We start from the raw sequence: 23445 nt of genomic DNA on the forward strand, positions 1-23445 counted from the left end.
CCTCATTCTAATCTTTTTGGTTGTAACCCAGCACCTGAATGTCATCCGGTGTCAGTAATAATTTCGTTAAACTCCCGTTAGCGGGCCGAACGCTCAGATCGTACTTGCCCTGACCGTAACGTTCCATCAGACTCAGCAAGGTATTGCCGTGACTGATCATCAACACCTTATCACCATCCTTCAGAATAGGATTGGCGCGAATCATGTCAAAGGCCTGATCCACCCGCGCCCAATACTCGGCATTGTTCTCAGCCTGGCGAAAGGGGTCAGCTTCCTTCAAGAAGTCCTTGGCCTTGCCAATGGAGTATTTCTCTTCGATGGCCTTAAATGACGGCACCCCATGCGGCGCTCCCGCCACGTACCAGGCTTGCGCCATGTCGGTGCCCTCGTAGTAACCGTAGAACTCTTCCCGGAAATACGGTGCCGTGATTAACTTAGGCACTGGTTGCGACTGATTGGCGGCTAGAATGGTCTCTGCAGTCTGTTGGGCCCGCGTCGTGTCGCTACAATACGCCGCCGCAAACTGCACGTCCTTCAGCCGTTCACCAGCCGCCTTGGCGTCAGCAATTCCGGCATCGGTCAACGGTGAATTACTCCAGCCCTGTAATTTATTGTAGATGTTAAAATAAGTCTGACCGTGCCGTACCACATACAACGTGATCTGCTTGTCCATAACGTCTTCACACCTTTCTTTTCGTTGGTTACCGCTAGATATGGGCCTCCGGGTATGAGAAAACCTCGGACCAATCAACTAGTCAAATTATCTTCACCTGTATGCCTATATCAGCTAAAGCCATGACGGTCTTACCTCGTTCTCAATCTTACCTCTAGTGTACCAAATAACCTTGCCGACGGACCATGATTTTCTAAGCCGGCTTAAAGTTTTCCTAAACTTGCGGCGAAAAACCCTATTGAACCAAGGGATTTGCTAGGATAAGGAAAATGCCTTCGTTAGGGGTGACGGTTATTGCCCGTTAACTATGGTAGAATAAGACTACTTATTTACACATGAAGGAGCGAAATAACTTGGAACGTTTCAAAAGAATCTGGGCCAGAACGGGAACGCGGATGGGCTTTACGACCCTGCTCGTCGTGCTCTTTTGGCTAAAGACATTGGTCGCCTATTTCGTCGACTTCAAACTGGGGCTCAGCGACCCCTTCCAGTTCATCATCGTCCTCTTGAATCCGATTGCGACGACCATTCTACTCTTTGGACTGGCGCTATACCTGAAACGGGCGCGATTCTTCTACCCGTTTATTTTTCTGATCGACATTCTCAACTCCCTGCTACTCTACATCAACGTCATTTACTTTCGGGAATTTACCGACTTCATGACGGTCAGCACCATGTTGGGCTATTCAAAGGTCGACCAAGGACTCTCCGGGAGCTCGTTGGCCCTGACCTCACCCCACGATATTCTCTATTGGCTAGACCTCGTCATTGTCATTGTCTTAATGCTGACACGACGAATCTACATTGATCCCCGTCCCGTCAATAAGCGTGTGGCCTTCGCCGTGACGTCTGCTGGTCTGCTCGCCTTTTCCGTCAATCTGACGCTGGGTGAAATGGATCGGCCACAACTTCTGACGCGAACCTTTGATCGGACTTACGTGGTGAAATACTTAGGACTGGACGCCTTCACCGTTTACGATGGGATCAAGTCCGGCCACACCAGTGAGCTGCGGTCACACGCAAAGAAGTCTGAGCTCAGTGGCATTCTGAAATACATCCATGCCAACTACGCGGCACCCGACAAGAACCTCTATGGGGTCGCCAAGAAGAAAAACGTCATCATCATTCACTTGGAAAGTTTCCAGCAATTCTTGATCAACAAGAAGGTCAACGGTCAAGAGGTCACGCCATTCCTGAACAAGCTCTACAAGAGTAAGTCCACTTACAGCTTTGACAACTTCTTCCACGAAGTCGGCCAAGGGAAGACTTCCGATGCCGAAACGATGCTGGAAACCGGGACGTACGGGCTTTCTCAAGGATCCCTGTTCACCCAGCTGGGTAATGACAACACCTTCCAGGCCGCACCAGCCATTTTTGATCAAGCTGGCTACACGACCGCCGTTTTCCACGGAAACGTGGGGAGCTTCTGGAATCGGAACAACACCTATAAGAACCTTGGTTACCAGTACTTCTTCGATGCCAGTTACTACGATACCTCTGGTGACAAGTCACTGGGGTACGGCTTAAAAGATAAGTTACTCTTCAATGATTCCGTAAAATATCTGCAGCACCTCCAGCAGCCATTTTACGTGAAGTACCTGACTGTCTCGAATCACTTCCCGTTCTCCTTGGATAGCGAGGATAGCACTTTCAAGACGCCAAACACGGGTGACAAGACTGTCGATAACTACTTCAAGACGGCAAACTACCTCGATCAATCCGTTAAAGAATTCTATCACTACCTCGACAAGTCGGGTTTGGCGAAGAATTCACTGGTCATGATCTACGGGGACCACTACGGGATCTCCAACTCATCCAACAAGAGCCTGGCTAAGTTGCTCGGCGTCAATCCAGATGACTGGAATGACTATGACAATGCACAGCTCCAACGCGTACCGTTGATGTTCAACATGCCTGGCTACAAGAAGGGTAAGATTGAGCACACTTACGGGGGCGAAGTTGACGTGCTGCCGACTCTGCTCCACCTGATGGGAATGAATAGTAAGAAATACCTACAGTTTGGAACCGACTTGTTCTCTAAGGAACACAACCAGGTTGTGGCCTTCCGTAACCGGGATTGGGAAAGTCCGGGCTACACGTCCGTCGACGGTACTATTTACAGCAATAAAACCCAGCAGGAAATTCACCCCACTGGGAAGCTGAAAGCCAAGATTGAAAAGATGCAGGAACATGTCAGTGAGGGCCTGAGTTTCTCAGACTCGTTGAATACCAAGAACCTGTTACGTTTCTATCATCCTAAGGGCTTCACGGCGGTCGATCCGAGCGACTATAACTACTCAGATGGCTTGCAGAAGGCCGAGAAGCTGGAGAAGAAACTTGGCTTGAAGTCAACCAGTCTCTTCTCACGCAACGGTGATAAGACGACACAAGGCCTCTACAAGACCGATGCGCCAGAACTCAACCATAAGGAAACCGATTCCAACCGGATCAAGATTACGAACCAAGATGATACGAGTGGAAAATAAGTCAGCATCCTACGCAAAATAAAGAAGCTATCCGTTCAATCTTAACGATGAACGGATAGCTTCTTTGCATTTAATGAACTGAAATTCTAAGGTTTAGGGGTAATCGATGTACTGTGAACTGGGCCACGGCGATCGGGAAAGTACGTGCTCATGATGGCTTGCACGGCAATTGGTGCTTCGCCGTAACCAATGGCGATCAACGGTTCCTTACCGGGGTAGGTTGCCCCATCTCCAATCGCGTATATGCCAGGAACACTGGTCGTCATCTGTCGGTCAACGGCAATCAAGCGGCGCTCTTCCGCCATGTCCACGTCCCAAGCGGCCAAGGCCGAGTGGTCGGCAGTAAAACCATAACTGACAATCAAGTCATCGATGACTTGATGAACCATATCGGTATCCGCACCGACCGGTTTTAGCGTGACATCCAGTGCTCCCTCGGCTGTTGCCTGGAGGTCGCGAATCAGGTACGGCGTCGCTACGTTAACGGTCGACTCGTGAAGCAAGTCCACCATATGCGCCAACCCACGAAATTGGGCACGGCGATGAAGCAACGTCACGGAGGCGGCGACGGGCTCTAGCATCAAAGCCTGATCAATAGCGGCATCACCACCCCCAGCCACCATCACGCGGTGGTCGCGAAATTTTTCCAAGTCACGGACACTGTAAAAAAGCTGCTTGCCGGCAAAATCTTCGGCGTTGGCCACGTTTAATTTGCGTGGCTTAAATGCCCCATTTCCAACAGCAACAATCACCGACCGTGTCTGACTCGTCCCCTTCGGCGTGGTGATTAAGAAGCCATCCGCATCAGGTGTCACGTTGATCACCGACTCGCCTGTCTTAATGGTCAATGGAAATTGCTTGAGCTGCTCACGTTGACCGGCAATCAGGTCACGCCCGGTGATGCCCGGGAAACCCGCAACATCGAGAATCGTCTTCTCTGGGTAGAGCGCGTTAACCTGTCCGCCCAGTTCAGCTAGGCTCTCAATGACCTGGGTCTTGGCATTATGCATCCCGGCATAAAAGGCGGCAAACATGCCCACCGGGCCACCACCAACAATGGTAATATCATAGGATTCTGTCATTATTTTGAACTCCATTTCTTTAACTCAAAAACACCTAGGGAGGTGACTGACATGAAACATTTGCGCGGACTGACAATTCTACTGACGGCGCTCGTCACACTGGGGGCACTCGCCTTGGGATGGCACGCGCGTCAAGCCACGCTGGTAACAACCCGCGTGCCACAGACCCGCACAGCCACACTCTTTTTACCGGGAAACAGTGGCGGCTGGCTCTCCATGCGCGACATGGTACTCAGCCTCAACCGCCCCCAACTCGGTCATTTCAGTCTAACCGCCCGGGTCACCGATAATGGTCGCGTTAGCTGGCAGCAACACCGCCGCGTGACCGCTAATCCACTGGTGCCCGTTCTCTTTCAGGACAACACCCACGCCGCAAAGGAAGCCCATCAACTCGTGGCTGTGCTGAATCAGTTACATGCGCGCTACGGGATTACCCACGTCAACTTTGTCGGCCACTCCTCGGGCGGAACAATTGCTTACGACTATCTGAACCAGAACCAACACGCACCGGTCACGGTCAGTCGGCTGGTCTGCATCGGTGCCGACTTCCCTGGCTGTGCTCCCTTGCGCACCCACTACCCGCAGCTACACATCTTGAATCTCGCTGGCAACATTGGCCTGACCGGTAACGACAGTGAAGTTCCAGTCGATACGACGACCCCACTTCGGCACTTAGTTGCGGGCCACGTTGGCAGTTACCGTTTTGAGGAGTTGCGCGGCCCCGTGTGGGATATGCAACATTCCCTACTTCACGAGAATCCGGCAATTGATCGGAAAATCATTGAATTTCTCTATCAGCCGAGCTGACTATTTTTCAAAATTCGTTGACCCTGAAGCGTTCTGACCTCTCGCAAGCCGGCATTGATCAACACGAAAATCGCCAGCCAACCGATGGCAATCAGCGCCCACTGCTGAAGGTAAAGGATATCCAGCACGTCAAACGGCGCGTTCCAGTCCCACCCGGCATGGAGTAAAATCGCTAATAAGTAGAACCGCAGAAATTTTGGCGCCACAATATTGCTCCCAGTCACGGGTTGATGGCGGTCCTTGGCAAGCATGATAGCTGCACCCATGATGGCGGACCAGATGGTATGTGTCCCAATGGCCTGCCAGCTGCGCATCAGTAAGGTTACCAAACCATATTGGCCAGTGTACCCTGCCGTTTCAAAGACGGCAAACCCAGCACCAATGGCCGCCCCCAGCAGCAGTCCGTTAAAGATATAGTTCAGTCGAAATCGGTTGATGAAGAATGCGATCACTAACATTTTGGCGGTCTCTTCAATGAAGCCCACAATCAATGCAGACTCCCACGACACACCGTTTCCGGACGGAATCAGCGAGTAGAGAATCATCGTGGCCACCAGCGATAGAATACCACCGACCAGAAAGACTGCCATAAGTTGATAGACGGAAATGTTGCGGAAAACGTTAATTTCAAAAAACATGACCATGAGCGAAAATGGTACGGTCAACGAGCCAATAAAAATCATGCCGGGAACGGCGTTGTTGCTCCGAAAACCTAAGAATAGCAACGCTAACAAGACAAAGCTGGCACCCAGCAAGGCAAATACCCGGGAAAACAACCACGGTTTCACCGGTGCCGTTGAAACGGCCTCCAGCGATGGCGTGGTTTCTTTGGTTCCCACGATAAAGAGTGACTCAGCATCATCTAAATTATGGTGCTTAAAAACCGCCGAAAACATTGAAAATAAATGAATTTCAACGACTTTATTCTCACCAGTCCACTCATTCATTTCTTTCGTTGCATCATCTAGTAAATGATTATGATACTCAAAATGCCGTTTTGTCGGCTTCACTGACTCCTTATTTGCCATTGCCCAATCCCCCTTGACTGGCTCATCATTATGTTTGAACCTGGTTCTTAGTTTACCGTGAATGTTGCCATGCTTCAACTTGATTCCGAGACCGCTTGCTAAATGTAAACCGTTACATTATAGTTGTAGTAGGCGCTCAGCCAATTAAATATAGATCAAAGGGGAGACAATTATATCATGGCAAAACGTAAAATGATTTTAGACTTAGATACTGGTATCGATGATTCCTTAGCAATTGCTTACGCATTAGGTGCCCCAGATGTGGACTTGATCGGGATCATTGGTTCTTACGGTAACGTCGTTGTTGAAGCAGGTGGCCAAAACTCCTTAAAGATTTTGGAACTCCTCGGCCACACCGACATCCCCGTTTACCTAGGCGAAAGTCATTCCTCAACCAGTGATCACTTTGATCGGATGCAAGTTAGTGCCGACATCCACGGTGAAAATGGGATCGGCCAAGTCGACTTACCAGCACCTAAGCGCGCTATCGAAAAGGAATCCGGTGTGGACTTCTTAATCGAAGCTGCTCACAAGTATGGTAAAGATTTGACGTTAGTTCCAACTGGCCCAATGACCAACTTGGCTGCTGCTTTGAAGAAAGCCCCAGAAATTGCGACGGAAATTGGCAACATGACCTTCATGGGTGGTGCCTTAACGGTTCCTGGTAACGTAACGGCCTACGCAGAAGCCAACATCAACCAAGATGCTGAAGCTGCTAACGCTGTCTTGACCAGCCCAATGCATTCAACCATGGTCGGTCTGGACGTGACGCTGCGGACCCTCTTAACTAAGAAGGAAACCCAACAATGGCGCGACTTAGGCACCGAAGCTGGCGAAAAATTTGCCGACATCGTGGATTACTACATTCAAGCCTACGTCGACGTTAACGACAACTTAGGCGGCTGTGCTTTGCATGACCCACTGGCCGTTGGGGTTGCTTTGGATCCTAGCTTCGTGACCACGATTGATCTGAACATGGTCGTTAACTATAACAAAGAAACTTACGGCCGGACCATCGGTGACGATAACCGTTTGAACGAACCAACTAACGTGAAGGTTTCCGTTGCGGTTGATAAAGACCGTTACCTGAAGACCTTTATGGACTACTTGACGACTCTGTTCAAGCAAAACTAAATGTAAGTGATCTGAATAGAGTGGACAAAAGGCGGATATTAGCCTTAAGCGCCGTCAGCTACCTTCTGCCGCACGTTTCAGCAATATAGCTCTAAAGAGCAAAAATCGAGCCTGGGGTCTTGTCCCCGGCTCTTTTTGCGCTAACGACCTTTTCAGGGCAACAAAAAAAAGAGCGGCAAAGCCAATTGGGTTTTGTCGCTCGCTGGAATCAGGTTTATTTCGTCTTGTAGTTAAAATTATTGGTCATGGTCTTGACACCAGTATTTGCATACTGATTCGCGTACTTCTTTTGATTAGTTGCGTCTAAGCTTTCAAAGGCCTTCATATATTGCTTGTACAGAACTGGCTTAACGTACTTCTTACCGTAGGCCGCGGCTGGGCTCGTCTTGGTCTTGGTGTACGTGTAAGTCTTTCCGGTCGTTGCTAAGCGTCGGTTAGCCTTCGTCCCGGCAATCTTAGCGGTAAACTTCGTGCTCGACTTCTTCGTTAACTTAAAGGTGTAGGTCTTCTTAGTCAAAGAAGTTGTGGTCTTATTGTTATCAGCGGTCTTAAATTGGATTAACTTGTACTTCGTCGTCAACGTCTGCCGATTCTTACTCAGCTTGGTTGAAGTTGGCACGCCGTACTTCACGTTTGGCGTGGATCCAAAGTCACCAAAAATCAGCATCGTGCCGGTCTTGCCGCCTGACTTATAGGTCTTAAAGTAAAAGGCCGTCTTTGACTTGGCGTTCTTGTAATAACGCTTTAAATCGGTATTGTTGATTGTTGGCTTCTTGGCAGCACTAGCAGAAACGCTCGGTGCAACAACCCCACCCAGGGTCCCCAATGCCATCACTGTTAGTCCTAACTTAACCATTAAACGTTTCATGACAATAGTCCTCCTTAAAATTCATCCACTACACCTTTTATAGTGCCATTATTCTTTTGCAATTGCAAGAAGTCTCATCCGTTAGTCTAAGATCTCTGCAAAACGTTGTTTCAGATACTCCGCAACACCGGCTTCATTGTTCGTCGTTGGTGTTTGATGATCGGCAGCCGCCTTGATTTCCGGTTGGCCATTCAACATGGCAACCCCATCGCCAGCAGCCTTAATCATCCCTAAATCATTTTCAGCATCTCCGAACGCCATCAGGTCATCGAAGTCCCAACCGAAGTGCGTCAACAGCTGACCCAGGCCAACTGCCTTGTCCATATCGGCGGCTAAGAATTCAAGAATCTTTGGCTGTGACCGCACCACATGATACAAGTCGTGTAATTCCGGCGTCAATTTGGCAACGACTTGGTCCACAACGTCTGCATCCGTTGCCATAACTGCCTTGCTGAAGAGGTGTTCAGGCAAGTCGGCGAACGCCGTTGGAATAAAGTCCATGGGCGCCTTCAACATGTGTTGGTAGACAGACGGTGTCAGATCCGACACGGGATAGACTTGGTCGAAATCCAAGATATCGAGTGGGTACCCGTTCTCTTTAGCAAAAGCGTGAAGTGGTTGGAAATCGTGCTTACTTAGCCCACTTTGAGCCAAGGCTTCTTTTGTTGTGTTTTGAATAACCAGCGCCCCGTTGAAAGTAATCGTGTAATCTTCAGCAGTCGTTAGTCCGAGCTGCTCGAGGTAACCCCAAATCGCATTGATTGGGCGGCCGGTGCATAGTACCACTTTAATGCCAGCGGTATGGAGCTTGCGTAAAACTGCAGCGTTCTCCTCGCTGATGGTCTTATCGGTGTTCAGTAGCGTCTCGTCTAAGTCGAGTGCAATCATTTTTGTCATTCGTTTTCGTCCTCCATATACCTTCCATTTTACACGTAACCGGTTACGAATTAAACCCGGTCTACTTTAAAAGGTCTTGGCGAATCAAAGTAACAATTTGCTGGTTCTCCGGAAGATCGGCGTGATTAGCATTTGCACCGGTCACCGTCATTTGCGTAAAGCTTTTAACTTGGCCCTGAAAAATCAGTTTGCCGCGGTTCACACTATCAAATGGCACGATACCATCGCCAGAATACCCCTCACTCCCGGCAATCGAATAAACGGTCAGGGACTTGGGCAACGCCTTGCGATGATGACTCAGCTGTTTAAAGAGAGCTGTATCCACGTTTGGATCAGATTCCTCTAAATTAAATGGTGCCGCAATCGTCATTAACCGGTCAGCGTGGGCCTTGGTCTGAGCGACGTCATCTTCTAAGAAAATCGTCAGCACCAGTCCACCGTTAGAGTGCCCCATCGCCGAGAAATGATTGAAATGATACGTCTGTTGCAAGGCCTTAAAAGCAATTGTGAACCACTTAGCTTGTTTTTGAATCGTCGCATAGCCGTCACGATGATTCTCAAACCCCACGACGACAATGGGCTGCGTATCGGTCGGACGAATACTGCCAGTATACTTTAGCGTCCCATCGGTCATGACCTCGACTCGTAATAGGCTATGTTGGTGTGGCGTCTCCCGATTGAGCTCTGCAACTAACGCATTGAACCGATTCTGTGTGGCACTCGACCCGGGCACAAGAAAGACCGGTGCCATGGCACTCCGATAGTTTGCCTGAACATCAGCCCGTTGTTGGGACCGCCATAGAAGTCCTGGAACACAGAGCGCGACCAAGACCAAGAGTATGACCCCTAAGCTACGAAATCTTCGGTTCATGACTGACCGCCTCCTCCGCAATTCCCGCCCACTTCACGAACGGGTAATAGATGGCTGTACTTATGGCAAGCTCCGCTACAGTCAAAGCTAAGGCGGACCAGCTGCCGCCAGTTCCCAGAAATGCCTGTAAGATTCCCGGTGTCCCATTCGCCAACGGATAAGCCACTGCAGGCACCCAGTGTAGCACCAAGAATGCCCAACTCAGTGTGATACTGACTACTGGTGCCAAGATAAACGGCAAGAATAATATAGGACTGAAAATAACGGGTAGGCCCATCATCAGGGGTGCGTTAAAGTTCCCTAACGTTGGCACTAAGCAGTACCAACCCATTCGTCGTTGTGCCGAATTGTGCCGTACCAAAAAGATAGCCAGTAGAAGCGCCAGGACCATCCCTGGTCCCCCACTCGTCGCGTAGACGTCAACTACCGTATGCAATGTAATCGGATGTGGCACCTGCCAGCCACTGTGATTCAAGACTGCAGCAAGGTTCTGAGCCGTCTCGACCGACTGTCCACCGACACTGGCGATTGGCCCTAAAATCCCTAGCCATTGGCAGATCCCTGTAAGTAGTCCAAACCCTAGCAACGTTCCCAGCGTGTGTGGTAACTGAAACGGCCACCGTGCCAATGCTAACAAAGCTGCATTTAAACTGACCGTCTGGGTGCTGACCCAGATAAATCCGAGTCCCGTCAGCACAATTAGCCAGAGACTGACGACACCCACCGTCTGTTCTAGGTGCTTGTGCTCTGGATCCTGATGGTTGATCAGCCACCGATACCCATTGCCTACCAGCAAACCAACCAAGACGCCAACTAAGATGCCAGAGAGGCCAAGATTTGTGGAGAGCCACTGCACTGAGTGGGTGTTCAACACAGATTGGCGATTCACGTTCAGCGACTTCAAGGCAATAATGGCGATTACCCCGGCCATCAATCGATCGGCAATCAATGGTGTAGTGGGCGCAACCAGATAAAAGCTCACCGCAAAGGCCATTAAAATTGCGGCTAAGCCTAACGTTCCCGCACTCAGAAGTCCCAGATATTGGCGGAAAAGTTTCAGTTGAAACGCCCACTTCGCCACGTGAAGCGTTTGGTAATAATACCCACTGTGCTGTAACCAGGTCTGATTGATAAAGTCAGCTAACGTTCCCACTAAGATCACGGGAAAGATCAGTCGCAGTGCCCGGTAAATGGCACTGATCTGCCGGTTACGTCGAAATTTAATTTCAAATCCAATGAGGTCACGACCAACTCTACCGGTCCGTCCAGCCATTAGGACCACCCCCTCAATACTATTGATTGTACGGCAATTGGTGGCAGTCTTAACACGGACGACACTCAGTTAGTCTGGCGGTCGCCTAAACTAGCCACTGGTCAATTTGATGACTCACGGCACCGTTCTGATTCGTCGTGGGTAAGCGATGAATACTTCCCGTGAGAATAGCCGGATCGGCATTTGCCACGGCGAATCCTTGTCCCACCACTTCCAGCATGGCATGGTCGTTTCCCGAATCGCCAAACGCCGCCATTTGCTCTGGCAGCACGCCCAATATTTGGCCTAATGCCAATAATGCTGCGGCCTTACTGACCAGGGGTAACGTCACATTCATGCCACCCAAACCGCTACTGGTTCCCACCAGGTGATTCTGAAAGTGTTGATTAAAAGCGGTCACTTGTGCAACAACATCTGTCTTGAACCACGTCACGTCAATCTTCAGCATGGCATCTGTCACTTGAACCAAATCTGTGACGCTCGTCAGGCTGGGATAAAAGACCTGGGACTCGTGGAATCGTTGACTCGTCGCCGGCAATTCGGTGTACGCCCGATCACGACCACACACGATAACAAAACAGTCGGCCATGACCGGTGCCGTCTTCAACCAGGCCACTGCGGCTCGCCAGTCCTGAGCCGCAATGGCCTGAGACTGCAGTTGCTCACCAGTCCCAGTCACCGTTAACGCCCCATCTTCAACGATATAGGTCAATGCCGCACGGTTGACCAGCGGTGCAAATAACGCCTGAACGTGATCTAATGGATCTCCCGTCGTGACCACAAACCGCATTTCTCGGCGAGCTAGTGCTGCCAGTTGGGCATCAAATCGATGCTGATCGTAGTGACCACTTTCGTCTAAAAACGTGCCATCTAAATCCGTTGCGATAACCTTTGGTCGCATCCATTCCCATCCTTTCTCGAGATAACATACCCCCATCATACCTGGCCGAACTGCCCAGCACAACGCATTTCGCTTATAAATAAAATCATAAATCAAACACCGTCATAGCAGGCATACCGACAGGCTAAATGGCTTAATTCGGCATTCATTTCGGTAGTGATTCATCTGTCAAAATGACTATCGGATCTCACGATAGTTGTCTAACTGAAGGTTGAAAGGTCCAAAACACTCATTATGACTGTTGCAACAACGATACGGAGCCTAAATTTGACTCACTCACGCCTACGTAAACAGTGACCAATTATCGTGGATTAACGTTGCCAATTCGGCGATTGCCACCGCGATCTCAGATTAAAGAACAAATCGTAACCGGAGGCGGCCAGAGATGTAGGTAGCTGTGTCGACGGTGTTAGCTGGGAACCAGATTACAGCGTGGGACGCGTTTGGAGACTGACGGTTTATGTCAGGCTTCAAACCGAGCCGGAGGACCGCTTCTCAGGCCGCAGGCGGTCCCCACAGCAGCCGGAATCTCTGGCAGCCGCAGGTGGCAATTTCCAACTAATAGCTGGGACCTTTCTTGGTGAATTGGGGCTTTCAACCTTTAGTCGCCCAATAAAAAAAGATTGCTCTGGAATTCTCCAGAGCAATCGGAAAAAATTTAAAAATTAAGCATTCATACCTAAGCTATAAGCGTAGTTCATCAATGACTGGGTTTCCGTAAATTCGTTCTCATCGTGCAGAACAACCGTGATCACCCGATGCTTGCCGGCTTTTTGACCCGTTCCAACAAAGCAGTAACCAGCTAATGGCGTGTAACCAGTCTTCAAGCCGTCCACGTTCAGGCTCGCTTGATAATACTTACGGCCCTTTAACATGTTGTTGTAGTTATAGCACAATTGCCCGTTGACCGTCTTGGAACCCACTGACCCATCCGTTAAGACACGTGGGTAATCCTTGATGAGATGCTGCGCAATCAGTGCGACATCTTTGGCAGAAACCATATTGGCGTTGGCTGATCCGTAGTTGTAGCCAAATGCCTTTAAATCACTGTTCTCTAAGCCAGAGGCGGACACAAAGCTAGCCTTGTCCAAGTTCCAGGACTGTGCTTGGGCATTCATCTTCTTGATGAATTTGGCATTGCTACCAGAGACCCATTGGCCCAAAGCAATAGCAGCGTTATTAGACGAATCCAACAGTGCGGCGTCATATAATTCCTTGACCGTATACTTGTGGTTGCTATAGAACTTGAAGCCCCCACAACTTGCACTATTTCCCATCGCCACTAACCCACTGTTGCTGGTCTTCACGATATCGGTCCACTTGCCAGATCCATTGTTGACCTTGTCCAAGACCAGGTACAACGTCATCAGCTTGGAAACGGAAGCGATTGGGCGTGCCGTGTTGGCACTCTTGGACCAAACAGCTTTACCCGTCGTATAGTCCAAAGCCACGGCATTCTTCGCGTACTTCAGTCCAAAAGGTGCTGTTCCTTTCGTCAGGTAACCATGCCAGATCCAGCCCTTAACGGAACCACTCTTGTTCGCAACATAATAATAGATTCCCTTGGTATTGCTATGCTTGAGTGTGGCCTGTTGCGTCACATACCAGGTCGTATTGGGATAGCCCTTCATCGTCGCAATCCGTTTGTTATGTGCCTTATTATAAATGGCACCCGACGTACTCTTCTTGTGATATGCGGCCTTCGTGACTTTCTTCGTTGACACTGTGGTGTAGGTGGCAGCATTAGCGGTCACCTGAACACTTGCGGTGGCCCCTAATGTCACCGTAAACAACAGGGCCAGCATGAACCCTTTGAACTTTGTCATTCTCATTGGTATGTATTCCCCTTTTCTAAACGTTTCCGAAACTCTAACAGTCAGCCTACCATGGTAAATGGACCTTCGACAAGGGTTTACACGACTTTGTAACCTAGTTGTTGAGACCGTAATTTTACCGTAATCCATCGCTTGCCGGCTGAACTAATTGCTGGCTTCATCGTTGGGGGGAGTACCATTACTACCCTCGTCGACCGACTGGCCTTTAGACATCTTGGTAAGGCAAAAAGTATTCAGCCAGGATCCACCGATTCCCACTGAACACTTTCGACCCTTATTGGTTTAAATTTTCTAGGTCAGCCTATCATCTAATTATTCATGCGACTCATACCATAAGCGTGGTTCATGAGTGACCTAGTTTCCGTGAACTCATTCTCATCGTGTAAGACAACCGTGATCACCCGGTGCTTCCCAGACTTTTGACCGGTGCCGACGAAACAATAGCCAGCTAACGGCGTGTACCCCGTCTTTAAGCCGTCAACTTTCAAAGAGGCCCTGTAATATTTTCGTCCCTTCAGCAGGTTGTTATAGTTATGACAAACCTGTCCGTTAATCGTTATTGAACCAATCTTACCATCCTTCAAGACTCGTGGATATTTGGTGATCAAGTACCGGGCAATCAAGGCCACGTCCTTGGCCGAAACCTCGTTGGCGTTAGCCTTGCCATACGCGTAACCGTACTGTCGCAGGTCACTATTTTCCAACCCTGATGCTGAAACGAAGTGGGCTTTCCCCATCTTCCACGCTTTGGCCTGCGCATTCATTTTCCGAATGAACTTACCGTTACTACCGCCGACCCATTGCCCCAACGCAATAGCCGAATTGTTAGAGGAATCCAGGAACGCCGCGTAGTAGAGCTGGCGTACCGTGTACTTGTGGTTCAGCTTAAAGTGAAAGCCCCCATAGTCGGCGCTACGACTCATCGAAACCAGCCCACGACTGGTAATCTTGATTTTATGATTCCAGTTACGCGACTTGCCATCAATTTTCTTCAGCGTCAGGTACAACGTCATCAGTTTAGAAACCGAGGCGATTGGGCGTGCCGTGTTAGCATGCTTAGCCCAAACGACCTTCCCCGTCTTTGCGTCCATGGCAACGGCGGCCTTGGCCTTGGTCAAGACGAACGGTGCTTTGCCCGCCTTTAGGTAACCCCGCCAGATCCAACCCTTGACGCTGTTTTGGCTATTCTTGATGTAGAGGTAAACACCCCTAGTCTTCCCGTGCTTCATCGTCGCCTGCTTCGTGGCATACCACGTGGTGTGGGGGTGCGCAGTTAGGTTAATAACCTTACGGGTGTGCTTCTTGTTAAAGATGGCCCCTTTAGTACTCTTTTTGTGATAGGCCGTCTTCTTAATTGATTTCGTATTAACGGTCTTATACCCCGTCGCAGCATTCACCGACACAACCGGACCGACCACACCGCCCACCGTAATGGCAACGGTAAAAGCGATGAGACCGCGTTTCATATATCCTTTACGCATAACTTGAATCCTTCCAATCCGACAATAATTAAGACAACTAACGATTAGAATAGCACTCTTCCCCAGCAACCAAAAGCACTTTTGGGGATAGTGGCGCGACTGTAACGTAGTTGTAAAAATAATTTCGCCGCTGAACAGCTCATGCCATAGAAACGATTTTTACCGGCTGTGGTTGCAATTCCCGGATAAACTCGTTAAGCTAAGATTAATCAAATACGACTGGGGTGCCATCGCGGCTGAGATCAAACCCATTGAACCTGCTCTGGCTAATACCAGCGAAGGGAACGCGTAATCAATAGCTATCAATGACCCCACTAATGCACTTAGTGGGGATTTTTTTAGCATTGGTGGCCCCTCAGCGTCTAAATTTTAGGAGGCGGATGTTTATGAAACGTTGGCATATTAGAGATATTATTTTAGTGACGATTATTGCAATTTTTATGGGTGTTATCTTCTGGGCAATTGGTCCGGTCTACACGATTTTAGCGGCGGCTTTAGCGCCATTTGGGTTACAACCTCTAGCAAATGAACTGTTGTTGGGTATCTGGGTAATGGCGGGTCCTCTCGCTGGTTTTGTCATTCGGATTCCCGGTGCGGCAACCTTGGGCGAACTGCTGGGTGCCGTGGTGGAAATGTTCCTTGGCGGCATCTGGGGAGCTAGCACGTTAATTTCAGGTGTACTCCAAGGTTTTGGTTCCGAACTCGGTTTCATCTTCACCGGCTACAAACGTTACGGCTGGTTCACGTTGGCCATGAGCACGTTGACCACGACCATTGTTACCTTTGCGTGGGACCTGATTCGTAACGGGTATGCGGCTTACCACCTGCCATTCCTGTTACTCCTGTTCTGCGTGCGGTTGCTGTCCGTCTTCATCTTCGGTGGCGTGCTGACCAAGCTGATCAACAATCTCCTGGTCCGTGCCCACGTCTTGAAGGCCTAAATCTCAGTTGCCGCCTTACCTGACACTGTGATTTGTGCAATGAAAAGCAAGACTTTGCCATCCCTTATTCAAGTCAACTGTGTCCTACGATACAATCACATAGACTATTTAAAGCTTGGAAGGGCCGTGTTCAACTGGCCCTTCCAGCTTCACCACAGACATTAATTTTCAACTTATAATCAGCAGCTCATTTTCAAGTATGACAAGTAGTATTGGGGGAATTTATTTGGCTACCGTCACGGTACAATCACTCACTTACACCTATCCGAAGCAAGATCAGCCGGTGCTGAATCACCTTTCTGGCACCTTTCCCGCTGGTAAATTTTCACTACTGACCGGCGTATCCGGCGGCGGCAAATCCACGCTACTCAAGTTGATTGCCGGACTGCTGCCCAACGCCGACACTGCCATTACCTTTAATGGCCACCCACTCAGCGCTGTCGCACCGACGCAGCGGGCCGCCACCGTCGCCATGCTCTTTCAGGAGCCCAGTACGCAGTTCACCATGGATACCGTCCAGAACGAGCTGCGCTTTGCCCTTGAAAATCAACAGGTACCGGCCGAACAGATTGCGCAACGCAGCGATGCCGCCCTGACCTTCGTGGGAATTCTAGACTTAAAATTTCGCAAGCTCATGCAACTCTCCGGTGGTGAGCAACAGAAGGTGGCACTGGCCATCATCGTTGCTATGAACAGCGATGTCATTCTTTTAGATGAACCATTTGCCAGTATTGATCCACCAACTCGCCTGATCCTGTTGGAAAAATTGGTGGCGCTCTGCACCGACCGTGGCAAGACAATTGTCCTGGCCGATCACGATCTCAGCGGCTATCAGCAGTGGGTCGACCACCTCGCCGTCTTGGCCGATGGTCAACTCGAGTTGCTCTCAGCGGATGAGACCCAGCAACGCTTTGCAGCCTTTACGCCACAACAGCTGCGACTGTCACACGTCCAGTTGCCAACTGAACAACTCACAATCTGCCTGCATGGCAGCCAACTGGGCTTAGCTCACAGTGACCGCCAGCTCCTGACGCCCCAAGATTTAACCTTTTACGCGCACCGGACGACACTAATCACCGGACCCAACGGTAGTGGTAAATCTACGCTGTTCAAGGCTCTCGTGCGTTTGGGACACTATCAGGGCCACATTGCTTACCGCGACACTGACATCAAGAAAATCCGGAAACGGCACTACGCTCGGCAAGTTGCTCTGATGTTTCAGTCAGCCACCGCGCAATTTCTCAACGTCACCGTCGCCGAGGAACTGGCCCTTTCACAGAAATACGGCAATAGCACCTACTTCACGTCATCACGGATCCACTCCCTACTGCGCGATCTCAGTCTAGAGGGTCGCGACAATCAGGTACTCTATTCTCTGAGTAGCGGCCAGCAGAAAAAGTTGCAGCTTCTGTGCATGCTCATGATGGCACCGGACGTTCTGTTGCTCGATGAACCTTTGAAAGGCTTGGACTACGCCTCAATTCAAACAGTCATGACCATCTTGACCACGGTTCAACGCGACCTCGGCCTCACCCTGATTTTGATCAGTCATCAACTCAGTGGGCTGGATGACTTGGTCGATCTGCACTTACAATTGGCCGATAAACAGCTGACCTATCAGGGGGTGAGTGCATGAACCCCTCACTAAAGTTGGCGTTGATCGTCCTGATTGCACTAGAAGTTTCCTTCGTTCAGGTGTGGACAGTCAACGTTGTTCTGATTGTTGTAAGCCTCCTGCTCATGCTGATCAATCAGGTACCCTGGCGCCGACTCTTCTTATTGACGATTGTGCCGCTATTCTTCGCCAGCGCCCTCGTTTGGTCGCTGATGCTTCGCGGGGATGCTTCCACGCACTTTCTCATCGTGATTTTCACACGGATGTTCGTCTACGTCTACATGGGTGGCTGGTTCACGTTGACCACCAAGCCGCTATGGCTGACTCGCTCGCTGGAGCAAAACGCCAAACTGCCTAGCAAATTTGCTTATGGTTTTCTGGCAGCTTTCAACCTGATGCCCAAGATTCAGGCCGAAGTCTCCACCGTTCGGGCCGCGGCCCTGATGCGCGGAGAAGTCCTACACGTCTGGTCGCCCCGCTTGTACTTCAAAGTCATTCTGGCCGCGATGAACTGGTCGGATCAACTGGCCGCGGCCATGACCTCCCACGGTTTCGTGGAAGGTGCACCACGGACGCACTCACTGACCGTGCCCCTCGTGACTCGCGACTGGTGGTTCTTCGGAGGTAGCCTGGTCTTGGTCCAGGTCGGCCTGTTCGTTGGCCTACCCTAACCGTTAATTTTAAAGGAGTTTTGTTATGTTTACCGATCAAGCACATGCCGCCACACTAGCTTCGTGGACGGCTTCCAAGCACCACCCCTTCATCACCCAGCTGTGTGCAGGTACCCTGCCACGTGAGACTTTCCGCTACTATCTGATTCAGGATCACTACTACTTGCAGGAGTTTGGCAGAATTCACGATTTAGCTGGCGACCAGAGTACCGATCCACGCGTTGCCAAACAGCTTCACGCCGGTGCTGAACACTTACGTCAGGGTGAAATTGCCGTGCGTCAAGCCTTCTTTGACCGCCTCAACATCACGACAGCAGAGGTCGCCGCAACCCCCGTGGCCCCGACCGGCTACGCCTATACCAGCCACCTCTATCGTGCATTGGCCACAACTGGTCCCGCTGGTGCAGTGGCGGGTCTTCTGCCCTGCTACTGGCTCTACGCCGAAATTGGTAAGGAGCTGGCTCAAGCGGGATCACCCGTCCCCATTTATCAGGACTGGCTGGATACCTATGATGCCGACGACTATACCGGGATGATGTCAGACCAACTGGCACTCGCTAACCATGTCGCGACACCAGCCAATATCGCCACGTTGCTCGACATCTTTGAAAAAAGCAGTTGGTACGAACTGAACTTCTGGCAAATGGCTCTTGACCACGAAAATTGGAATATCCCCACTTACACACAGTCGTCAGATTTTTCAGCTGAAAATTAATGCGGTATACTAGAGCCACCGTAAGAGAGAAAGGTGGTGTCGTCGATGAAGAGAATTCGCCAATTAACATTCTTGCAGTCTTTCGGTTACTTGGCCTTAGCGTTGGGACTCATCATTGAGGTCTACGCGCTGTTCAGTGGCCTGGGAACCCGGTTGTCCGGTGACGACATGTTCGGGGGCGCAGTGGTTCTAGCCTTAGCCACTGCCTTCATCCACAGTAAGAATCTACCAGTCAACTTATTCTTGATTGCACTGAGCACATTAGGGTTTGCATACTTCACGTTTATCCACACTCACGCGTGGTTCTGGACGATTGTCTTAGCCCTATTGGCCGCAGCGTTCATGGTTGCCTTCTTTGGCCTACGCGGTGAAGTTCGCCGCAACCAGAGCGAGTGGTTTCACTTCTAAGGATGAACCGGTGACTTGTCATCTGTAATGTGTGCTTTTACCTTCACCTGTTTACTGAGTATCACATTACGCTAATTTTTCTGTTCAACTCACAATTTATTGATAAACTCAGTCCGTCCACGGTGGCGGACTTTTTTAATTTGGAAAACCATCTCAAAACAGTGAAATTTCCAGGCGCTAAAAAAACACTCACAAACCGAATTCTAAATCCATGTGAGCCGTGAGGGCGGCGTAAATAAGCCCAGCCATGGGAAAGTTCTTAGTGGTGAGTTTTGCCACTTAGAACTTTGGTGTCTTTGAAACGCGTTTCTCAGCGGTTCAAAGCAAGGCCAGAGACCGCTCTTTGGCTCTGACCGTCCGTCCATGCGTTCCGGCTTATTTACGCCGCCCGGTAAGGCGCTGACACATGTGATTTAGAAATTCAGGACAAAAAGAAACAGACTAACCGAAGTTAGCCTGTTTCCCCGCTTGATAAACTACAAGAGACTGTAGTCATGTAATCAATATGATTACCGATAGTTAAGATGGTACAGCCGGTTAATCCGGCCCCGGTGGCGGTGTGTCGAACCGCAATTATTTAACGTGAATCCGTGAAACATGTGTCCGCGTAACGTTAACCGTTGCGGGTTGTGTACTGACGTGGGTCACGGTACGTTTCCCCATGGTGAACCAGGAGAACACACTAACAATGGCCAACAGCACAACTGCCGTGGTCAAACTCGAAATTACATGTTTCAGATTCATCCTGTCACCTCGTCGGTCTTTCTTACCGCCTAGCTTAAGCCAGCAATATCACAGAACCATGACAGGTTGACCAAATTACGTTAACAATTCACGCACTAATCAACGATAATTGTTATATTGGATATAAGTTTACGCAATTTTGTCCTGTTCATCAAGTAGAAAACAAAAAAAATTGCAGATATCGAGGGTTATTTCACCGCTTTTGCAAAACTTTAGTATAATAAACGTAAGCAGTAATTTGGATCATCATTTGGAGGGATATTAATGAATCAAGAATTAAATGATCTTGCTGAAGCAATCATCGCCTACCAAAAGAAATACGATAAAACTGACGGCGAAATGGCCTTTGGCTCTCGAATTTCAGTCGAAAAGTATCACGCAATCAAATCGGGGGAACTCGAACCGACCAGTGACGAGCAAAGTTCTCTGAAAAGTTTAATCGCCACTAAGCCAAATTAACTGACTTAATCAGCCCGGTTTACAAATTCTGTTTCCATTTAAACAAGACAAGAGTCTGGGATAACCCCCAGGCTCTTTTTGAATTTCCAAAGCTCTATTGCTGAAACGTGAGACAGAAGGCAGCTGACGCCGCTTAAAACTGATAGCCGAACAATCCAAACCCGGGATTATCCGGCTATCAGCCTTAATGCCCGCCAGCTAACCACCTTCTGTCTCACTCTCTTAACAACATTATTGAATTTGTTCCCAAGCCGTGCGATAGGCCGCAGCCGTAGTATCATCGAACGCTACCAACCGCACCGTTTGAATGCCCGTTGTGTGGGCCAACACGGTCGCAATCGTTTGGGTCGCAACAGCCGCTGCTTCCTCCAACGGATAACCGTAAACCCCAGTACTGATCGACGGAAAGTCTATCGTCTGACAATCGTGTTCGCCAGCCAGAGCGAGACTGTTGCGGTAACAAGCCGCCAATAGTTCTGCCTCGTGCTGATCACCGCCATGCCAAACTGGCCCTGGCGTATGAATCACCCATTTTGCGGGGAGCTTGAACCCAGGCGTCATTCGTGCTTCACCCGTCGGACACCCGTTGAACGGCACACACGCGCGGAAGAGTTCTGGCCCCGCCGCGCGATGGATTGCGCCATCAACGCCACCACCGCCTAACAGCGTGGTATTCGCCGCATTAACGATGGCATCCACGTGACTCTCCGTAATATCACCATGAATTACCGTAAACTCTGCCATCTACTCACTCCTTTGACCACGGCCAGTGCCACCGCTTCTTCGCGGGGGCCTGGCTGGTTTGATCACGTGCTTTCAGCCGCTTCATGCCTTCTCGATAAGGGTTAGCATACAGCGCCGATAGATTCAACTTCTGACTGTTCGCTGCGGTCGCAGTTGTGGATCGAAATGGTCGTAGATTCGTGTGACAGTGCGGACACTCATCGTCCGCGGCCGTCACTGCAGCGCCGCAGTGGGGACAAAATTTCAAGTCTTCAGCCATAGTTTCGCCTCCTACTTGGGTTGCTGTCGGTGCTGCTGATTCCGCTGGCGGCGGACCACCGCATTATCAGCTTCACGGGCAGCTGCCCGCTGTTGTTCCTCAGCCCGCCGTTGCGCCAACTCGGCTGCCCGTTTCGCAGCGAGTTGGCGTCTAGCGCGACTCCGATAGCTCAAGAAGCTCCACGCCCCAACCGCGATGAGGGCCAGAACAATCTGCACCGGCACAATTCCCCAATCGGGGTGCTTCGCAATAACTAAATTATAAGCAATCAATAGTACCGACATGGCACCGACCACCGATAATGTATCGCGGAGCCAGCGCGGCATCTTCTTGGCTTTCATGGTCACAACTCCTTACAGGTCGCCCTCAACACGTAGCTGACGCTCAACCAAGTAGGCGTCCAAATACCCAAAGGCAATTTCATCAACATCACTGATGCGATAAACCTTGCCAACCTGATCCAATTGATTGTCTTCGACTTCGTGGAAGATGAATCGTTCACCACCGACCTGGCTAGGATAACCCAACAGGCCAGTATTGTCGTGCATCTTCAAGCGGATAATCGTTCGAAAGGCTGCCGCCTGAGTCAACCGCGCACTGAACTGATCAACGGTCGGGTCAAACAACCGCTCATCGTTTAGGACCGGCTGAATCTGATGCTGCCGGGCTTGATTCAAGAGCGAGAACAGTCGCATCGTTTGCAGATAATCGGATTCAATAATAACCGCGTATAGCTCGGTCAACCGCATCACGGTGTATCCGCCGAATTGCCCGGTCATATCGATCAGGTTCATCACGACGGCATTATCCGTAACCACGTTGATTCGACCGACAAAGAAGAGCTCCTTATCGTGTGCTGGTACCAGGGAAACCAATGATTCTTGCCCAGCTAGCTTCTGCAACGTTTCCGAAATAGCCTTGGCGTCGGTCACTTCCTTGGGCGCCACGTGCGATAACTTTCTCAGATGAGGCGCTGCAATGCCCTGCAACGTGAGCTCCTTGCCTTGAAATTCGATAACTTCAAGTTCTGAGGGGTTCAACGTAAAGACTGGTTGATCGGTATAATCAAATTTGTTTAAAAGTTGGATAGTCACTTGATCCGCCACCACGCTGGTCACTAAACCTTCGTAGAAGTGTTCGTCACCTTTGACGACCAACATCACAACGAGATGGTCAACCCAGGCGTGACTCAGGACTTGTCGGCGCAAATCACGCTGACCGTCAAAATCCATGGTCAGGCCACCCGCTTGGATAAACTGCTCTTCTTGAGCCGTCTGAATCCGAAAGGCCATATTGTCCAAATCATCGCTCGAAAACTCGACTTCATCAATGACATCAACCGCCAGGAACACGGCGCCATCCGGCAATCCGAAATCATCAAACGTGGCGAGAATAATGCCGGTATCGCTGACCGTCGTCACGTAGCCGGTGTACACGACCTCCTGGTTAGTTTGATACACGTTAACCAATATATGCTGAGCCAACGCCCGGTTTAAATCATTCATAATAGAATTCAACATGACGACCTCCTTTTTTAAGCTTCTTTAACTTGG

24 protein-coding genes and 1 riboswitch are annotated in these 23445 nt (G+C 50.0%); of the genes, 9 read left to right on the forward strand and 15 right to left on the reverse strand.

Annotation, left to right across the window (positions count from 1 at the left end):
- Window positions 1–7: 7 nt before the first annotated feature.
- Window positions 8–673 (reverse strand): histidine phosphatase family protein, encoded by a 666-nt coding sequence (locus ACKTSF_RS10740; RefSeq protein WP_407889310.1) that lies wholly within the window; start codon window positions 671–673, stop codon window positions 8–10.
- 335 nt (window positions 674–1008) lie between these two features.
- Here ACKTSF_RS10740 and ACKTSF_RS10745 point away from each other — a divergent pair, with 335 nt between their 5' ends.
- Complete coding sequence (locus tag ACKTSF_RS10745; protein WP_407889312.1) at window positions 1009–3159, forward strand: LTA synthase family protein; 2151 nt, start codon at window positions 1009–1011, stop codon at window positions 3157–3159.
- Between the two features lie 86 nt (window positions 3160–3245).
- Here the strand turns inward: ACKTSF_RS10745 and ACKTSF_RS10750 are convergent, their stop codons facing one another.
- Window positions 3246–4241, reverse strand: a complete 996-nt coding sequence (locus ACKTSF_RS10750) for an NAD(P)/FAD-dependent oxidoreductase (protein WP_407889314.1) — start codon at window positions 4239–4241, stop codon at window positions 3246–3248.
- Between the two features lie 51 nt (window positions 4242–4292).
- On the opposite strand from ACKTSF_RS10750, the gene ACKTSF_RS10755 reads away from it, so the two are divergent.
- Window positions 4293–5048: an alpha/beta fold hydrolase gene (locus ACKTSF_RS10755; RefSeq protein WP_407889316.1), complete on the forward strand. Its 756-nt coding sequence runs from the start codon at window positions 4293–4295 to the stop codon at window positions 5046–5048.
- Here the strand turns inward: ACKTSF_RS10755 and ACKTSF_RS10760 are convergent.
- Window positions 5036–6076, reverse strand: a complete 1041-nt coding sequence (locus ACKTSF_RS10760; protein ID WP_407889318.1) for a PrsW family intramembrane metalloprotease — start codon at window positions 6074–6076, stop codon at window positions 5036–5038. The two genes, ACKTSF_RS10755 and ACKTSF_RS10760, sit on opposite strands and share 13 nt — an antisense overlap.
- A gap of 177 nt (window positions 6077–6253) precedes the next feature.
- Between ACKTSF_RS10760 and ACKTSF_RS10765 the strand changes: the two genes are divergently transcribed.
- The gene (locus ACKTSF_RS10765; RefSeq protein ID WP_407889320.1) at window positions 6254–7210 is read left to right on the forward strand and encodes a nucleoside hydrolase; all 957 of its coding nucleotides are present in this window, start codon (window positions 6254–6256) and stop codon (window positions 7208–7210) included.
- Window positions 7211–7424: 214 nt separating this feature from the next.
- Here the strand turns inward: ACKTSF_RS10765 and ACKTSF_RS10770 are convergent, their stop codons facing one another.
- The 7 genes from ACKTSF_RS10770 to ACKTSF_RS10800 all read right to left on the reverse strand — a co-directional run bounded on the left by ACKTSF_RS10770 (window position 7425) and on the right by ACKTSF_RS10800 (window position 15336).
- Entirely contained in the window at window positions 7425–8078 is a 654-nt protein-coding gene (locus ACKTSF_RS10770; protein WP_407889321.1) for a hypothetical protein, read from the reverse strand.
- An 81-nt stretch (window positions 8079–8159) separates the two neighbouring features.
- Window positions 8160–8975, reverse strand: a complete 816-nt coding sequence (locus ACKTSF_RS10775) for a Cof-type HAD-IIB family hydrolase (RefSeq protein ID WP_407889323.1) — start codon at window positions 8973–8975, stop codon at window positions 8160–8162.
- Window positions 8976–9036: 61 nt separating this feature from the next.
- Window positions 9037–9846 carry an alpha/beta hydrolase gene (locus ACKTSF_RS10780; RefSeq protein WP_407889325.1) on the reverse strand — a complete coding sequence of 270 codons (810 nt, stop codon included), beginning with the start codon at window positions 9844–9846 and terminating at the stop codon, window positions 9037–9039.
- Complete coding sequence (locus ACKTSF_RS10785; RefSeq protein ID WP_407889327.1) at window positions 9827–11119, reverse strand: PTS transporter subunit EIIC; 1293 nt, start codon at window positions 11117–11119, stop codon at window positions 9827–9829. The genes ACKTSF_RS10780 and ACKTSF_RS10785 overlap by 20 nt, the downstream gene beginning before the upstream one ends.
- Window positions 11120–11204: 85 nt before the next feature.
- Window positions 11205–12020, reverse strand: coding sequence for an HAD-IIB family hydrolase (locus ACKTSF_RS10790; RefSeq protein WP_407889329.1), 816 nt, complete (start codon window positions 12018–12020; stop codon window positions 11205–11207).
- A gap of 665 nt (window positions 12021–12685) precedes the next feature.
- A complete protein-coding gene (locus tag ACKTSF_RS10795; RefSeq protein ID WP_407889331.1) occupies window positions 12686–13852 on the reverse strand; it encodes a serine hydrolase in 1167 nt (388 codons plus the stop codon).
- Between the two features lie 311 nt (window positions 13853–14163).
- Window positions 14164–15336, reverse strand: a complete 1173-nt coding sequence (locus ACKTSF_RS10800; protein ID WP_407889333.1) for a D-alanyl-D-alanine carboxypeptidase family protein — start codon at window positions 15334–15336, stop codon at window positions 14164–14166.
- Between the two features lie 210 nt (window positions 15337–15546).
- Window positions 15547–15638, forward strand: a riboswitch (TPP riboswitch).
- A gap of 84 nt (window positions 15639–15722) precedes the next feature.
- Between ACKTSF_RS10800 and ACKTSF_RS10805 the strand changes: the two genes are divergently transcribed.
- From ACKTSF_RS10805 to ACKTSF_RS10825, 5 genes are all read left to right on the forward strand, one after another.
- Window positions 15723–16277, forward strand: coding sequence for an ECF transporter S component (locus ACKTSF_RS10805; RefSeq protein WP_407889335.1), 555 nt, complete (start codon window positions 15723–15725; stop codon window positions 16275–16277).
- Between the two features lie 199 nt (window positions 16278–16476).
- On the forward strand, window positions 16477–17913 hold the full coding sequence (locus ACKTSF_RS10810; RefSeq protein ID WP_407889337.1) for an ABC transporter ATP-binding protein: 1437 nt from the start codon (window positions 16477–16479) through the stop codon (window positions 17911–17913).
- On the forward strand, window positions 17910–18563 hold the full coding sequence (locus tag ACKTSF_RS10815) for an energy-coupling factor transporter transmembrane component T family protein (RefSeq protein WP_407889339.1): 654 nt from the start codon (window positions 17910–17912) through the stop codon (window positions 18561–18563). The genes ACKTSF_RS10810 and ACKTSF_RS10815 overlap by 4 nt, the downstream gene beginning before the upstream one ends.
- 25 nt (window positions 18564–18588) lie before the next feature.
- The gene (gene tenA / locus ACKTSF_RS10820) at window positions 18589–19278 is read left to right on the forward strand and encodes a thiaminase II (RefSeq protein WP_407889341.1); all 690 of its coding nucleotides are present in this window, start codon (window positions 18589–18591) and stop codon (window positions 19276–19278) included.
- A gap of 45 nt (window positions 19279–19323) precedes the next feature.
- On the forward strand, window positions 19324–19686 hold the full coding sequence (locus ACKTSF_RS10825) for a hypothetical protein (protein ID WP_407889343.1): 363 nt from the start codon (window positions 19324–19326) through the stop codon (window positions 19684–19686).
- A 573-nt stretch (window positions 19687–20259) separates the two neighbouring features.
- Here the strand turns inward: ACKTSF_RS10825 and ACKTSF_RS10830 are convergent.
- Complete coding sequence (locus tag ACKTSF_RS10830) at window positions 20260–20430, reverse strand: hypothetical protein (RefSeq protein ID WP_407889345.1); 171 nt, start codon at window positions 20428–20430, stop codon at window positions 20260–20262.
- 264 nt (window positions 20431–20694) lie between these two features.
- Here ACKTSF_RS10830 and ACKTSF_RS10835 point away from each other — a divergent pair, with 264 nt between their 5' ends.
- Window positions 20695–20889, forward strand: coding sequence for an LBP_cg2779 family protein (locus ACKTSF_RS10835; protein WP_407889347.1), 195 nt, complete (start codon window positions 20695–20697; stop codon window positions 20887–20889).
- A 231-nt stretch (window positions 20890–21120) separates the two neighbouring features.
- Here the strand turns inward: ACKTSF_RS10835 and ACKTSF_RS10840 are convergent, their stop codons facing one another.
- Genes ACKTSF_RS10840 through ACKTSF_RS10855 form a run of 4 tightly spaced genes read right to left on the reverse strand, consistent with a single transcriptional unit; the run spans window position 21121 to window position 23412 of the window.
- A complete protein-coding gene (locus tag ACKTSF_RS10840) occupies window positions 21121–21633 on the reverse strand; it encodes an O-acetyl-ADP-ribose deacetylase (protein WP_407889349.1) in 513 nt (170 codons plus the stop codon).
- Window positions 21634–21637: 4 nt separating this feature from the next.
- Window positions 21638–21892 (reverse strand): zinc ribbon domain-containing protein, encoded by a 255-nt coding sequence (locus tag ACKTSF_RS10845; protein WP_407889350.1) that lies wholly within the window; start codon window positions 21890–21892, stop codon window positions 21638–21640.
- 11 nt (window positions 21893–21903) lie between these two features.
- Window positions 21904–22233 (reverse strand): hypothetical protein, encoded by a 330-nt coding sequence (locus ACKTSF_RS10850; protein ID WP_407889352.1) that lies wholly within the window; start codon window positions 22231–22233, stop codon window positions 21904–21906.
- A gap of 12 nt (window positions 22234–22245) precedes the next feature.
- The gene (locus ACKTSF_RS10855; protein WP_407889354.1) at window positions 22246–23412 is read right to left on the reverse strand and encodes a hypothetical protein; all 1167 of its coding nucleotides are present in this window, start codon (window positions 23410–23412) and stop codon (window positions 22246–22248) included.
- Window positions 23413–23445 lie beyond the last annotated feature (33 nt).

Origin of the sequence: Levilactobacillus muriae, assembly GCF_045862015.1 — a bacterium.
Classification (GTDB): Bacteria; Bacillota; Bacilli; order Lactobacillales; family Lactobacillaceae; genus Levilactobacillus; species Levilactobacillus muriae.

What these genes read in the sequence shown, in the direction of transcription:
- ACKTSF_RS10740 (WP_407889310.1), bottom strand. Translation starts at nt 673, where the DNA reads ATGGACAAGCAGATCACGTTGTATGTGGTACGGCACGGTCAGACTTAT.
- ACKTSF_RS10745 (WP_407889312.1), top strand. Translation starts at nt 1,009, where the DNA reads ATGAAGGAGCGAAATAACTTGGAACGTTTCAAAAGAATCTGGGCCAGA.
- ACKTSF_RS10750 (WP_407889314.1), bottom strand. Translation starts at nt 4,241, where the DNA reads ATGACAGAATCCTATGATATTACCATTGTTGGTGGTGGCCCGGTGGGC.
- ACKTSF_RS10755 (WP_407889316.1), top strand. Translation starts at nt 4,293, where the DNA reads ATGAAACATTTGCGCGGACTGACAATTCTACTGACGGCGCTCGTCACA.
- ACKTSF_RS10760 (WP_407889318.1), bottom strand. Translation starts at nt 6,076, where the DNA reads ATGGCAAATAAGGAGTCAGTGAAGCCGACAAAACGGCATTTTGAGTAT.
- ACKTSF_RS10765 (WP_407889320.1), top strand. Translation starts at nt 6,254, where the DNA reads ATGGCAAAACGTAAAATGATTTTAGACTTAGATACTGGTATCGATGAT.
- ACKTSF_RS10770 (WP_407889321.1), bottom strand. Translation starts at nt 8,078, where the DNA reads ATGAAACGTTTAATGGTTAAGTTAGGACTAACAGTGATGGCATTGGGG.
- ACKTSF_RS10775 (WP_407889323.1), bottom strand. Translation starts at nt 8,975, where the DNA reads ATGACAAAAATGATTGCACTCGACTTAGACGAGACGCTACTGAACACC.
- ACKTSF_RS10780 (WP_407889325.1), bottom strand. Translation starts at nt 9,846, where the DNA reads ATGAACCGAAGATTTCGTAGCTTAGGGGTCATACTCTTGGTCTTGGTC.
- ACKTSF_RS10785 (WP_407889327.1), bottom strand. Translation starts at nt 11,119, where the DNA reads ATGGCTGGACGGACCGGTAGAGTTGGTCGTGACCTCATTGGATTTGAA.
- ACKTSF_RS10790 (WP_407889329.1), bottom strand. Translation starts at nt 12,020, where the DNA reads ATGCGACCAAAGGTTATCGCAACGGATTTAGATGGCACGTTTTTAGAC.
- ACKTSF_RS10795 (WP_407889331.1), bottom strand. Translation starts at nt 13,852, where the DNA reads ATGAGAATGACAAAGTTCAAAGGGTTCATGCTGGCCCTGTTGTTTACG.
- ACKTSF_RS10800 (WP_407889333.1), bottom strand. Translation starts at nt 15,336, where the DNA reads ATGCGTAAAGGATATATGAAACGCGGTCTCATCGCTTTTACCGTTGCC.
- ACKTSF_RS10805 (WP_407889335.1), top strand. Translation starts at nt 15,723, where the DNA reads ATGAAACGTTGGCATATTAGAGATATTATTTTAGTGACGATTATTGCA.
- ACKTSF_RS10810 (WP_407889337.1), top strand. Translation starts at nt 16,477, where the DNA reads ATGACAAGTAGTATTGGGGGAATTTATTTGGCTACCGTCACGGTACAA.
- ACKTSF_RS10815 (WP_407889339.1), top strand. Translation starts at nt 17,910, where the DNA reads ATGAACCCCTCACTAAAGTTGGCGTTGATCGTCCTGATTGCACTAGAA.
- tenA (WP_407889341.1), top strand. Translation starts at nt 18,589, where the DNA reads ATGTTTACCGATCAAGCACATGCCGCCACACTAGCTTCGTGGACGGCT.
- ACKTSF_RS10825 (WP_407889343.1), top strand. Translation starts at nt 19,324, where the DNA reads ATGAAGAGAATTCGCCAATTAACATTCTTGCAGTCTTTCGGTTACTTG.
- ACKTSF_RS10830 (WP_407889345.1), bottom strand. Translation starts at nt 20,430, where the DNA reads ATGAATCTGAAACATGTAATTTCGAGTTTGACCACGGCAGTTGTGCTG.
- ACKTSF_RS10835 (WP_407889347.1), top strand. Translation starts at nt 20,695, where the DNA reads ATGAATCAAGAATTAAATGATCTTGCTGAAGCAATCATCGCCTACCAA.
- ACKTSF_RS10840 (WP_407889349.1), bottom strand. Translation starts at nt 21,633, where the DNA reads ATGGCAGAGTTTACGGTAATTCATGGTGATATTACGGAGAGTCACGTG.
- ACKTSF_RS10845 (WP_407889350.1), bottom strand. Translation starts at nt 21,892, where the DNA reads ATGGCTGAAGACTTGAAATTTTGTCCCCACTGCGGCGCTGCAGTGACG.
- ACKTSF_RS10850 (WP_407889352.1), bottom strand. Translation starts at nt 22,233, where the DNA reads ATGAAAGCCAAGAAGATGCCGCGCTGGCTCCGCGATACATTATCGGTG.
- ACKTSF_RS10855 (WP_407889354.1), bottom strand. Translation starts at nt 23,412, where the DNA reads ATGTTGAATTCTATTATGAATGATTTAAACCGGGCGTTGGCTCAGCAT.